Annotated in this window: 3 protein-coding genes; 2 read left to right on the forward strand and 1 reads right to left on the reverse strand. The window is 65.0% G+C overall.

What is annotated here, in order from left to right:
- Positions 1-129: 129 nt before the first annotated feature.
- Positions 130-5,628 (reverse strand): alpha-2-macroglobulin family protein, encoded by a 5,499-nt coding sequence (locus NP503_RS03955; RefSeq protein WP_127273177.1) that lies wholly within the window; start codon positions 5,626-5,628, stop codon positions 130-132.
- Positions 5,629-5,900: 272 nt separating this feature from the next.
- On the opposite strand from NP503_RS03955, the gene NP503_RS03960 reads away from it, so the two are divergent.
- Entirely contained in the window at positions 5,901-7,829 is a 1,929-nt protein-coding gene (locus NP503_RS03960; RefSeq protein ID WP_127272710.1) for an autotransporter assembly complex family protein, read from the forward strand.
- Between the two features lie 3 nt (positions 7,830-7,832).
- On the forward strand, positions 7,833-13,886 hold the full coding sequence (locus NP503_RS03965) for a translocation/assembly module TamB domain-containing protein (RefSeq protein ID WP_127373017.1): 6,054 nt from the start codon (positions 7,833-7,835) through the stop codon (positions 13,884-13,886).
- The last annotated feature ends 247 nt before the right edge of the window (positions 13,887-14,133 follow it).

The raw sequence follows: 14,133 nt of genomic DNA on the forward strand, positions 1-14,133 counted from the left end.
TCCAGCAACGTTCAAAGTTGGCGAAAGCTTTGTTGCAGGCCTCTTTCTCCCCGTCACTATACGGGGAGAAATGCCCGGCAGGGCAATGGGGGGCAGCACAAGCCTCACTTTCATATTCGCCAAGGCGCCTTACGGCGCCTTGACCTCCATCATGCCGGTGGCGGTGCGGGCCGAATATTGCGGCCGGTACATGTCCTCCACCGTTGCCGCCGGGTGCGCATAGGTACCAGGCGTCACCGCGCGCACGACATAGGCGAGCGTCAGATTGTGGTCATGATCGCCGTCGGCCGGGTTGAACGCCGCGACGAAACGGTCGTCGCGGAATTCGAGATGCGCGGCATCGGTCTGCGCCAGCCACGAGAAGTTCGTCAACTGGGCGCTGGAGACCAGGCCGGGATTGTCGATCTCGAAGCCGGCCGGCAACAGGTCGGTGACCAGCAGGCGCGACGGCCATTTGTTCTGCTCGTTGACCTTGAGCACGACGACATAGCGTTCGTTCTGCGTCGCCTCGGTGACATTGGCCTCGGTGCCGTCGAGCTTGTAGTAGGTGCGGTTGATGGTGAAGCCGTCGCCGCCGGCCGGCAAGGGCTGGACCGGCGACGCCACGGTGGTGACGACGGCCTGCAGCGGGGTCTTGCCGGTGTTGGCGATGGTCAGCGGGCTGTCGGCCAGGTCAGAGCCTTCCACCTGGTTGGAGTAGCCGCCGGAATGCGCCGCGCCATTGACGGCCAGCATGATCGTATCATTGCCCTCCTTCAGCGCGCGGGCCGCCAGCAGCATCCAGGATTCGTCCTGGGTGGTGGTCCAGCGGGCTTCCGCGCGTTCCCTGGTCACCAGCTTGATCAGTTCCGGCACGATGGTCGGCACCGGCTTCGATTCCGCCGCCAGCGCCAGCATCGCCGCGCCATCACGCAGCCGCGAACCGTAGTCGGAGCGGTAGTAGTCGTAGTCGGTGGTGGACTTTGCCAACTGCAAGGCGGTCTTGAAGGTGGCTTCGGCGCGCGGTGTATCGCCGTAGAGCGCCAGGCTTGCCGCCAGCTGGGCAACGGCCATCGGGCTTGAGAAAGCTTCGAGTTGGGTATCCGCATAGTAGCGCAGGTCGCCGATCGAGGCCTTCTTGTTGCGGGCCAGAACGTAGAGGGCGTAGGCGATCTCGCTGCCACGGTCCTGGACGCTCTGGTCATAGCCGAGCGAGTTCTGCAAATTGCTCAGCGCCTGGTTCATGGCCAGGCTCGGCACGTCGTATTTCTGCTCGCGCGCCCTGGTCAGGAAATCGGTGACATAGGAATCAAGCCACAGATCGCCGGAGCCCGGACCCCACAGGCCGAAGCTGCCGCCCGAGGCCTGATAGCTCAGAACCTTATAGATGGCGTCCTGGATGCGGCCATGGATATCGGGGTCGCTGGCCATGCCGACGCCGGAAGCCAACTCATTGACGTAGAGAAGCGGCATGGCGCGGCTGGTGGTCTGCTCGGCGCAACCATAGGGGTAGCGGTCGAGCGTCATCAGCAGCGACGGCACGTCGAAGGCGGCGGCCTGCGAAACGCCGACACTGACGGAGGCGCCATTGAGCAGGCTGGCTGCCAGCAGTTCCTTGTCGACGCGCAGCGCGCCGCCATTGCCCTTGAGGTCGACCACCAGCCGGGTGGTCACCGGCAATTGCGCCGGGCGCACCGGCACATAGAGCGTCTGCTCGACCTTGGTGCCGTCGGCATGGGCAAGCTTGACGGTGAGCGAGGCATTGCCGGCCGTCTGAGCGACCAGCGGCACGGTCAGCGTCTGGCGCTTGCCCTGGGCGAGCGTCAGCTTCTGGGGCAGGGGCTTGTCGCCGGTCGACAGGTCACCCGTTGTTTCGATCGAGAACGCATAGTCGCCGGCCGGACCATCGGTGTCGGCGACGTCTAGGCGCATGACGGCGGCGTCACCAGGCGCCAGGAAGCGTGGCAGGCCAGCGGTGATCACGATGGGATCGCGCACGATGACATCGGACTGGGCGTGGCCGACCGCATCCTTGGTCCAGGCGACGGCCATGACGCGCACGGTGCCGTTGAACTGCGGGATGTCGAAGTCGACCCGCGCCTTGCCGTCGGCATCGAGTTCGACGATGCCGGAGAAGAAGGCGACCAGTTTTTCGGTCGGCGGGTTGCCTTGCGCCTGCATGTTGGCGCCGTCGCCGCCGGTCCTGAGCTTGCCGGTGTTGCCGAGCGAGCCGTCGATCAGGCGGCCGTATATGTCGCGGATTTCCATGCCCAGCATGCGCTGGCCGAAGAACCAGTTCTCCGGATCCGGGGCCTTGTAGTTGGTCAGGTTGAGGATGCCGACATCGACGGCGGCAACCATGACGTAGGCATTGCTTCCCGGCTGCACGCCGGCGACCGAAACCGGGATCGACAGCTGCTGGCGCGGCATGGTCTTGTCCGGCGGCGTCAAGGTGATGGCGAGCTTTTTCGAGCCCGGATCGACCTTCAGCCATTTCACGCCGATGGCGCGGGCCGGCATGCGCGTTTCCTGCGCATCGCCCGGCCGGAAGAGGGTTGCCGTGACATAGGCACCGGCACCCCAATCGTCGCCGACCGGTATGTCGACCGTGCTGCCGCCGGCCGGCACGGATGCCGTGACGGTCTTCAACAGTTTGTCGGAACCGATGTTGATGAGAAGTTCGCCGGCAAAGTGCGGCGAGACTTTCAGCCTGGCCACTTCGCCGGCGGCATAATTGTCCTTGTCGAGGGCGATTTCGAGGCCGTCAGGCGTTTCGGTGGTGGTCGAGGAGACATACCAGCCGGCATCGAACTCGTAGCTTGTCGCCGGTCCCTCGGGATCCGATGTCTCGACCTCGAGGCGGTACTGACCCCAATCGACCGGCACGGAGACCGTCGCGCCGCCGTCGGCGCTAAGGTCGACCTGGCCGTTGGCGATCGACTTGGTGAAGGTGACCGGCTCGTAGTTCCAGGAATTGTTGGAGCGGTACCACTGGTAATTGCGTTCGACCTTGACCAGCGTCCACTGCGCGCCTTTCAGCGCCTCGCGCTTGCCGTCGGGATCGACGGCGATCAGGCTGAACTTGGCGGTGCCGCCCTGCGGCACTTCATTGTCGGCGAAATCCGGACGGATGCCGATCATATGGCCTTGCGGGCGGACGCCGATGTTGAGCGAACGCTCGATGGCGCGGCCGCCGGTTTCGCGCATCCTCACCGTCACCTTGGCGTCGACCAGCTTGGTGGTCGAGGGCAGTTGGTCGACGGAGACCGGGAAGGTCACCTTGCCGTCATCGCCGACCACCGGCAGATCGGCGAGGGGAGTGACCGTGGGTTCGGCCGACTGCTCGTCGGCGAGACCGAAGGAAAAGCCCTGGAAGCGGTCCCAGTCGCGCGACGTCGACAGCGTCAGTTCGCCTTCCAGCGCCAGGCCCGCCGCCGGCGCGCCATAGAGGAAGCGGCCGTCAATGTCGATGTTGGCGGTTTCGCCCTGGGCGATTTCCTGCTTGTCGGCCTTCATGTCGAATTCGATGCGATCCGGCACGAAATCCTCGACCAGGAACATGTGGCTGGCCACGGCCGGCTGCTTGGGATCGGTGTATATCGACACCGACCAGGTGCCTCGCATGGCGTTGGGTTCGAGCGGCAGGTCGACGGCATGGCCACCGGCCGAAGCGCCGTCACTGACGATGCGGCGGTCCTCGACGCCGTCGGGGCGCGAGAAGACGAACGTCAACGGCAGGTTCTCGACCGCCTTGGCGGCGCCGTCGCGGGCAAGCGCCGCGACATGAACATCTTCGCCGGCGCGGTAGATGCCGCGTTCGGTCCAGGCATAGACGTCCAGCGCACCTGGCGCCGCGCGCCCGGTGACGCCGCGGTCGGACAGGTCGAAGCCGGCCCGGCCCATATCTAGAAAGACGAAATCATTGTCGCCCTGCTTGGCCATCAGCACGGCCGGCACCATGCCGCCGTCGCCGCGCGTCAGGCCGGGGTTGAAGACGGCATGGCCGTCGGCATCCGATGTCGCCGTGCCGAGAACCTCATTGTTCCTGGCAACCAGCGTCAGTTCGGCGCCGGCTATCGGCTTGGCGCTGCCCAGTGAACGCGCAAAGACGTTGAGCCCGTCCTGCCCCGTATAGGTCGACAGGCCGATGTCGGAGACGACGAACCATTGCGTGGCCATCGAATTGTAGTTGTCGCTCTTGTCGTTGACGGCCTGCGCGGTCAGCACGTAGACGCCGGGCTTGCGCTGCGGCACCGCCTCGTCGACCGGGAAGGAGGTGGTGACCTCCTTGTTGAGATCATTGGCGATGTCGAGCTGGCCTTGCCAGACCGGCGCGCCCATCTGCTCGGAAATGTTGGAGATGTCGTAGCCGTCGAGCTGGTGCAGGAACTGGTAGCCCGACAGAAGCTGGGCCAGCGAACGATCGCCGACGCGGTAGAGCTTCATTTCGGCGGCATTCATGTTGACGGTGACGATCGGAATGCCGCGGCGCGCGCCGGCCGGCAGCACGAAGCTGTCACCGGTGAAGCGGGCGGACGGTGCGCGGTCCTGGACATAGATCGACAGCACCACGGGGGCCGCGGTCACTTCGCCGATTGCCGCCGGCAGGCCGGCGCGGAAGGTGACGTCGTAATGCTGACCATGCTCCAGCCCTTCGACGCAGATTTGCTTGTCCTTGGCCTCGACGCCCTTGGGTGGCGCGTTGTCGACGGTGACGAACGGCGCGTAGTCGACGCCGGTCTTGACCAGATCCTCGGAGAATTGCGCGCAGATGCGCGGCGCGCTGGTGTCGGCGTCGATGGTGTGATCGACAACGCGGAAACCCTTGCGGGCCTTGAGATCGGCATAGTCGGCCTGGACCGCCGGCGAAGGGTTCAGCGCAAGGCTGGCCTCATAGGCCTGCAGCGCCGGCCGGTAGAGATCGCGCTTGTCGAGCCCGTTGCCGAGCAGCGCCAGCACTTCGGCGCGCGTCTTGGTGGTGCGCAGCAATTTATAGGCATTGAAAGCGGCCGACGTGCCGTTCGCCGGCAAAGTGGAGGCTTCGGAGGTGCTAGCGGCGGGCTGAACGGCCAGCGTTTCACGCGCCAGGTTGAGCCAGAGCGGACCATCATCGGGCAGCACCGAGACCGCGGCCTCGTATTTCAGCATGGCGGAGCGGTGATCCCCGGTCAGCACGGCCTGTTCGGCGGCGTTCAGCAAGGCAGCCATGCCTTCGGTCGGCTTGTCATAGGCCGGGCCGAGCAGCTTGTTGCGGTATTGCTGGGCCTGATCGGCCATCCAGTTGGGGAAGAAAGCGAGTTCCGGCGGCGCGCCGATATCAGGATCGCCATCGATGTTGACGACCTTGCCCGCGACCGCGCCGTTGAAGGTTTTCAGCTGGTTGTAGTCGGATTTGAGGAAGCACCATTTGGCTTTTTTGTTGTAGGTGAAGGCACGGCAGGCCGGGTCTCCCAGGCATGTCGTCTTGCACTGGTCGATTGTCACATTCTGGTCGGACCTGAGATCAAAGCCGAAATAATCGGAATTGTCCGTTGTCGCGATCCGCCGGGCCTCGGCCGCTTGCGCGGCGCTGCTCCAGGCCAGGACACTGGCCCAGCCTAAAAACAGAAGAATCAGGATAGACAGACCACGAGCCGCGCGCATTGCCATAACACCCCTCCAGACACAGCTGACGTCCGGGCATGATCAAGCTTCAGTCAGGCTTGTCAACACAAGGACGCGGCAGGGTTCCGCCTGCCAACGGTTTCCTTTCCGGCCGATGACCGGTAGTACCTCCATAGGACAGGGGATCACGCTTTCTTGCGGCGACGCAAAAGGTGTGAATTCCAAGCCCGCCCTATTTCAGACAATTGGATTGTGGCCCCTTTACGAGCGCTTCAGAACTTCATTCCAATTTTAGTTTTGTAATCTAGGTTGTCTTAATGCCGGCGCATGAAGAGCAGATGTCAGGAGGTCGCGCGCCAGGGCGTGCGCTTCCGCGCGCCCTGCTGCTGGCCGTGATGTGCTCGACCGTGCTCGTCGCCGAATCGCGGCCGGCGGCCGCTTTCGAGCTTTTCGGCATCAAGCTGTGGGGGTCGTCCAGCGACGAGGATGCCGATATCGTCGATCCCCTGCGCTACGCCGTTACCATTTCCGCCCCCGACGCCGACAAGGATCTGGTCAAGAAGCTCGAAAATGCCTCGGCGCTGAAGAGTGACGAGGAGCGTCCGGTTTCCGGCTCGCTCGGGCTGATGGCCAAGGCGCGCAGCGACCGCGAACAGCTTGTCGCCGCGCTCTATGCCGATGCCCGCTACGAAGGCGTCGTCACCGTCACCATCGACGGCAAGCCGCTCGACGATTTGCCGCCGGATGCCGAATTCAAGGGGCCGCAGCCGGTTCCCGTGGTGATCGACATCGCCAGCGGGCCGAAATTCACCTTGGGCAATATCCACCTCGAGGGCGACGCAGCGGGGCTGATGAGCGCCGATTATGGCTTGATATCAGGCGGCGATGCGGGATCCGGCGCTGTGCTCAAGGCCGAGGCGCTGATCGTGCGGACGCTGAAGGAGCAAGGCAGGCCGCTGGCAGAGGTGACGGACCGGCAGATCGTCGCCGACCACGCTACTTCGACGCTGGACGTGACGCTGACGGTCGCCGCTGGGCCGGTCGCCGGCTATGGCGACACAACGGTGGAAGGCACCGAAAAGGTCGACCGCGACTTCACCGAATACATGACCGGCCTCAAGCGCGGCCGGCAGTACTCGCCGCAAGAGATCGATGACGCGCGCGACCGGCTGCTGGCGCTCGAGGTCTTCAACAGCGTGACGTTCAAGGAAGCCGACACGCTCGATGCCGACGGCAACATTCCGATCGGCGTCCAGGTCAGCGAGCGCAAGCCACGCTATTTCGGCGTCGGCGGCACCTTCTCCAACACCGAGGGGCTGGGCCTGGAAGGTTATTGGGGCCACCGCAATTTGTTCGGCCGGGCCGAGAAGCTGCGCATCGACGGCAAGATCAGCGGCATCGGCAGCAATGATCTCGGCGAGCTCAACTACAATGCCGGCATCATGTTCGAAAAGCCGGGCGTGATCGGGCCGGCATCGAAGTTCTTCGCCGGCGTCAAGACGGTACTCGAACATCCTGACGCCTATGACCATTTCTCGGTCAAGGGCAGCACCGGGCTGTCCTACGAGCTGACCAAGAAGCAGACGGTTTCCGCCGAGGTGGCGCTCGACTATTCCCGCATCCACGACGCTTTCGGCAAGCACAAATACCTGATCGCCAGCATTCCGCTGCAATATGTCTATGACAACCGGGACAACCGGCTGAACCCGACAAGCGGCTTCCGGGTGCTGGCCTATGCCGAGCCCAGCTACGACATTTTGAGCGGTGCGGCGTTCCTGAAGCTGAGGGGCGAAGGGTCGGCCTATCAGTCGCTGGACTCGGCTTCGAAATTCGTGCTGGCCGAACGTGTCGCCATCGGTTCGATCGTCGGCACCAGCCTCGAACATGTGCCAGCCGACCGGCGCTTTTATTCCGGGGGCGGCGGTTCGGTGCGCGGCTATGCCTATCAGGGCATCGGACCCAAGGACTTCACCGGCCAGCCGATCGGCGGCCTGTCCTTCTTCGAAACCTCGGTCGAGATGCGCATCGCCATCACCGATACGATCGGCATCGTGCCGTTCGTCGACGCCGGCACCGTATCGACCAAATCAGCTCCCGATTTCTCCGATGTCAAGGTCGGCGCCGGCGTCGGGCTGCGCTATGTCACGCCGTTCGGGCCACTGCGCATCGATGCCGCCGTGCCGCTCAACCGTGATCCGGGTGACCCGCATTTCGGCATCTATGCCGGCATCGGGCAGGCATTCTGAGCGATGAAAACAGTCTGGCGCATCCTCCGCATTGTCCTTTACACGCTGCTGATCGTGGTTGCGGGAGCGATCGGCGCGCTGGTGGTGCTGACCAAGACCGAGCGCGGCCGCGACAATCTCGCCGGCATCATTTCGCGGCTGGCTTCGAACGACAACCGCAAGATCACGGTCAGCGGCATAGACGGCATCTGGTCCGGGGCGCTCAGCGTCGACCATGTCGTGCTGGAGGACCGCGAGGGCGCCTGGCTGGTGGCGCGCAAGGTGGCCGTCGACTGGTCGCCGCTGGCGCTGCTGTCGAAAAACTTCAGCGCCGACCGTATCGCTGCCGAGCGTATCGAACTGGCGCGATTGCCGGTGGCCAGCACGCAGCCAGCGCCGAGCGGGGGTACGACGACGCTGCCGGTTTCCATCGACATCAAGCAGATCGATCTGCCCGAGATCGCGCTTGGCCAGCAACTGGCCGGCAGCGGCATCGCCGAGCTTGCGGCCAAGGGATCGGTCAAGGCCGATGCCGCGCCACTGGCGGTCGAGACGGTGCTCAACATCACCCGTCATGACGGCAAGCAAGGTAATGTCGACGCCAAGATCCACTTTGCGCCGGCAGACAACAGGCTCGATCTCGACCTGAAGGCCTCGGAGCCGGCAGGCGGTATCATCGCCAACCTGCTCAAGCTGCCCGACACGCCGCCGGTCGACATAGATGTCTCGGGCACCGGGCCGCTCGCCAACTGGAACGGCATCGGCACGTTCTCGGTCGACGGCAAGATCGTCACCCAGCTGACGGGTCGCCACCAACTGACCGACAAGGGCAATCATATCGAGGCCAAGGGCGACGGCGATTTCGCTCGCTTCCTGCCTGAGAATCTCAAGCCGCTGTTTGCCGGCAAGACCAGTTTCGACATTGCCGGCACCGCCACATCGGCCGGTGGCGTCAGTGTCGACCGCGCCAACATCGACAGCGATGCGGTGCACGGCACCGCGACCGGCATTGTCGATCCTGCCGGCGCCAGCGACCTCTCGGTCGAACTCGCCGCCAAGGGGCCGCCCGTGGTGATCAGCGTCGGCAGCAAGGCGCAGCCGATCACGCTGGCGATCAGCAATGCCACCGCCCGGGCCTTCGGCGACGGCAAGGCGCCGATCATCGACGTCGGCGCCTCCTTCGTCTCCATCGTCGCCGGCGGCACGCGGCTGGACGACCTGGCGGCCCAGATCCATTCCGACGGTTTTGATATCCAGAACCGCGCCGGGCCGGTCACCGTCAAGCTGGAGGCGGGCGGCCTCAACACCGACGTGGCGACGCTGGCGCCGCTGATCACCGGCAAGATCGATGTCGATCTGGCCGGGTCGGTCAGCAAGGACGCCATTGCCATCGACCAGGGCACGCTGCGTTCCGACGCGCTCAACGCTTCGCTGACCGCGACGGTGGCGCTTGCCGACCTGTCGATGCAGCTCAAGATGAACGCGGATGCCGTGGCCACGGCCTTTCCGCCGCAGATCGCCTCGGTGCTCGGCGCTAGGGTGAAATTCTCGGCCAGCGCGGCCCGCGATCCGCAGGGATCCTTCGCCGCCAATTCGATCGAATTCACCTCCGGCACGCTCAGCGCCGCCGGCACGGCCAGCATGCAAGGCACCGACATCCAGGCCGACATCAAGGGCAAACTGGGCGACGTCTCGGTGCTGTCGCCGACAGTCGGCGTGCCGGTTGCCGGTGGCGTCGATTTCGCGCTGTCGGCAAGCGGCGCCATGACGGCGCCGGATTTCACGGTTACCGCCGATAGCGACAGCCTGACGGCATCGGGCCGCACGGTGAAGAGCATCAAGCTGACGGCTAGCGGCAAGGCCGATATCACCAGTCCCGCCGCCAATGTCTCGCTGACCGGCTCCGTCGACGACCAGCCGCTCGACATCAAAGCAGCGCTGGTGACGAGCGAAGGCAAGCGTTCGATCAATGGTTTTCTGGTCTCGCTCGGCGACAACAAGGTCTCGGGTGATCTCGCGCTCGACGACAAATTCATGCCGCTCGGCACGCTGACGCTCGATGCACCTGCCATCGACCAGCTGGCCGCACTTGCCGGCCAGGCGATAACGGGAGACATCGACGGAACCATCCGCTTCGCGGGGGATGGCGACGCGCCCTCCGTTGCGATCGATGCGAAGAGCACATCGATCGCGCGCGGCGAGGTGATGGCCAAGGCCATCACAGTCAATGCACTGATCGCCAATTATCTCAAGGCGCCTGCGATATCAGGTACGATCAAGGCCGACAGCGTCACCTCCGGGACCACGGAAATCGGCGGCATCGGCGTCGACCTGAAGCGTGATGGCGACTGGACCAATTTTACCGGCGGCGCCACCATAGCGGGCATTCCGGCGACCGCTGCCGGCCGGGTGAAGATCGCCGACGGCACGACGAGCATCGAGATTGCCTCGGGCGAGGCGACGGTTCGTGGCATCAAGGCGGCAATCGCCCAGGCATCGACACTAAGCATCGCCAACGGCACGACCAGCATCGAAAGGCTGGCGCTCGACGTCGGCGGCGGCTCGGTGACCTTGTCCGGGACAGCTGGCCAGACGCTCGATCTCGCGGCGCAATTTTCGGCACTGCCCGCGGCGCTCGCCAATGGATTTTCGCCCGGCCTCGATGCTGTGGGCACGCTCAGCGGCACGGCTGGTTTGACGGGACCGCCGGCCGCTCCCGACGTCCGCTTCAATGCGCAACTGGCCGGTATCGAAACCAGCCAGACCCGGCAGGCCGGGCTCGGACCGCTCGCCGTCGATGCGGCCGGCAGCTACACGATTGCCGGCGGCGTGGTGCTCGATCAGGCGACGCTGACCGGCGACAAGGTTTCCGGCAAGGCAACCGGCACCCTCAACCCGAACGGCGCCAGCGATTTTGCGCTCGATCTCATCTCATCCGGCCCCAGCCTGCCGCTGACTGTCGGCAGCGCCGAGAGCCCGGTCAAGATCGAGATCCAGTCCTTGTCGGCAAAGGTGGCGGGCGAGAGCACGCGGGCCCGCCTGGATGTCTCCGCGATCCTGCCCTCGATCGTCACCAGTCCGGCGAGGGTAGACGGGCTTGCCCTGGCGTTGCATTCGGATGCGTTCGATCTCAAGAACCGTGCAGGGCCGGTTTCCGGCACGGTGTCGGTGGACAAGGTCGGTCTCGACAATCCGGTGATCGCGCCGCTGATCGCCGGCAAGGTCACGGCAGCCGTCAGCGGCCGCCTGACGGCCGACCTGTTTGCCATCGACAGCGGCTCGCTCAAGAGCGATGCGCTGAACAGCCAGGTCGCCGGCCAGGTATCGCTGCGAGACGGTGCCATAGACCTCAATCTGAAGGCGGATGCCCCATCGTCGGCCTTGCCGGCGGCGGCGCGCGGCATGCTTGGCGAACGCGCTGAGATCAGCGCCACACTGAAGCGCGACCCCAACGGCAGCATCAACATAGGCGGATTGAAGTTGACCTCGGGTGCGCTGACCGCCGACGGGCAAGCCAGCCTTGCCGACAACAAGGTGGCCGCCGACATCAAGGGCGCGCTGAGCGACATCTCGCTGCTGTCGAAGGATGCCAAGGGCGCCATCGCCTTTGCGTTGAACGCACAGGGGCCGGCCAGTGCGCCGGATCTGTCACTGACGGTCGACAGCGAGCGCCTTCTCGTGGCGGCGCGAGAGATCACCGGGCTGAAGCTGACCGCCACCGGCAAGGCCGATGCCGCCAATCCGGCGGCCAACGTGCAACTGACCGGCAATGTCGCCGGCCAGGCGCTGCAAGGCAGTGCGGTGCTGGCGACGGCGGACGGCAAGAGCGCCATCAACGGCCTGCTGCTGTCGCTCGGCAAGAACAGGATTTCCGGCGATCTGGCGCTGGACGAGAAGTTCGTGCCGGTCGGCACCATCGCGCTCGACCTGCCCGATATCGGCCCGCTGGCGGCACTTGCCCTGGAAAAGGCCGAAGGCGACGTGCGCGGCACGATCGCCTTTTCGAAGAACGGCACCGCACCGCAGGTCGCCATCAAGGCGGCGACCGCGTCGATTACGCGCGGCGACCTGCAGGCGAAAGCCGTCTCGATCGATGCGCTGGTCGCCAACTATCTGGCGGCGCCCGTGATCTCCGGAAAGATCCGCGCCGACACCGTCATTTCGGGCGGCACCGTGATCAGCGGCATCGATGTCGACTTAAAGCGCGACGGCGACTGGACCGGCTTCGCCGGCGGCGCAACCGTCAAGGGCATTCCGGCGCGGGCCGCCGGCCGGGTGAAAGTGGCCAACGGCACGACAACTATCGAGCTTGCCTCCGGCCAGGCGACCGTCCAGGGCATCAAGGCGGCCATTGCCCAGGCCTCGAGCGTCAGCATCGCCAATGGCACGACGACGCTGGATCGGCTGGTGCTCAACCTTGGCGGTGGCACGGCGACGGTGACCGGCAAGGTCGGCACGGCGCTCGACATCAATGCGACGCTGGCGCGGGTGCCGATGTCGCTCGCCAACAGTTTTTCGCCGGGCCTCGACGCCGCCGGCTCGATTTCGGGCACGGTCAAGGTGACGGGCGCGCCGGCAAATCCCGCCATTGCCTTCAATCTCGACGCAGCGGGCGTGCAGACCTCGCAGACCCGCGGTGCCGGTGTCGGTGCGGTGAGTGTTTCCTCGTCGGGCACCTTCGGCGCCAACAAGCTGACCTTCAATGCCAATGTCAGCGATGGAGCCGGCCTTGGCGTCAAGGGCGGCGGCAGCGTGACGACGGCCGGGACGCCGGCGCTGGTGCTCGACTTCAATGGCGTCGTGCCGTTCGGCCTGCTCAGCCAGAAGCTTGCCGCGCAGGGCCTGTCGCTGTCTGGAACCGCCAATGTCAACGTGCAGGTGCGCGGTCCCGCGACATCGCCCGTCATCGGCGGCAGCGTCAGCACCTCGGGTGCGCGCCTTGTCGATGCGCGCTCCGGCCTCGCCGTCAACGATCTCGCCGCCGATGTCTCGATTGCCGGCGGCGTCGCCAGGATCAACCGGTTGACCGGAACGCTGTCGACGCGCGGCAGCCTGTCGGCCAGCGGCACGGTCGGCATCAACCCGGCGCAGGGTTTTCCGGCCGATTTGTCGATCAAGCTGGTCGACGGCCGCTATACGGACGGAAGGGTGGTGACCGCCAATCTCGGCGGCGACCTGACGATCAAGGGACCGCTGACCTCCGCACCGGTCATTGCCGGCACCGTCAATCTCGCCAAGACGGTGATCACCGTTCCGGACAAATTGCCGGGCTCGCTGGCAGCGCTCGACGTCAAGCACAAGAACGCGCCAGGTGCGGTCAAGGCACAGGACAAGGCGCTGCGGCCGCCGACGACCAGCGGCAAGGGCGGCGGTAGCGGCCTTGCACTCGATGTCACGGTCAACGCGCCGAACCAGATCTTCATCCAGGGCAGGGGCGTCGATGCCGAACTTGGCGGCTCGCTGAAGCTGACCGGCCCGGCCTCGTCGCCGCAAGCGGTCGGCACCTTCACCCTGCAGCGCGGACGGCTGTCGATCCTCGGCAAGCGGCTGACCTTCACCGAAGGCACGGTCGGATTTTCCGGCTCGCTGGTGCCCTATCTCAATTTGACGGCGACCACGACGACGACCGGCGCCACCGTCACCATCGTGGTGTCGGGCGAGGCGACCAATCCGAAGTTCACCTTCTCCTCGGTGCCGGCGCTGCCCGAGGACGAGGTGCTGGCGCAATTGATCTTCGGCCGCTCGATGTCGAATCTGTCGCCGCTGCAGATCGCCCAGTTGGCCGAGGCCGCCGGGCAACTGGCCGGCGTCGGCGGCTCGACGTCGCTGCTCGAAAACCTGCGCAGCGCCATTGGTGTCGACGACCTCGACGTCACCACCGACGACCAGGGCGGCACGGCGGTTTCGGCGGGCAAATACCTCAACGACCGCACCTATGTCACGATCCAGAAAGGCGACAAGCCGGGCTCGGGCAAGGCTACGATCGACCTCAATGTCGGGCGCGGCGTCAAGCTGCGCGGCGAGGCCAACGATGCCGGCGAAGCCAAGGGCGGCATCTTCTACGAGAAGGAATACTGATAGTTCGGCAGGACTTTTGGCCTCATGATGGATCGATTCTGGCGCTGTCCGGGCTGGAGTAAATGTCTCAGTTTAATCGACTACCGAGATTCCAGAAGAATCCGTCGGACAGTAGCAAATTTGCGCCAAGACTGTCGTTATCACGCGAACCGCTCCCCTTTCAAAGTTGCACATTCCCTAACATGTTCTCAATCCACGCCGTCTTTGACATCATGGCCTGGATGCGGAATGTTAAAAGGCGGAAAGC

Source organism: Mesorhizobium sp. SEMIA396, from assembly GCF_024518615.1.
Lineage (GTDB): Bacteria > Pseudomonadota > Alphaproteobacteria > Rhizobiales > Rhizobiaceae > Mesorhizobium.

Coding starts and splice junctions, on each gene's coding strand:
- NP503_RS03955 (WP_127273177.1), bottom strand. CDS start 5,628: ATGGCAATGCGCGCGGCTCGTGGTCTGTCTATCCTGATTCTTCTGTTT.
- NP503_RS03960 (WP_127272710.1), top strand. CDS start 5,901: ATGCCGGCGCATGAAGAGCAGATGTCAGGAGGTCGCGCGCCAGGGCGT.
- NP503_RS03965 (WP_127373017.1), top strand. CDS start 7,833: ATGAAAACAGTCTGGCGCATCCTCCGCATTGTCCTTTACACGCTGCTG.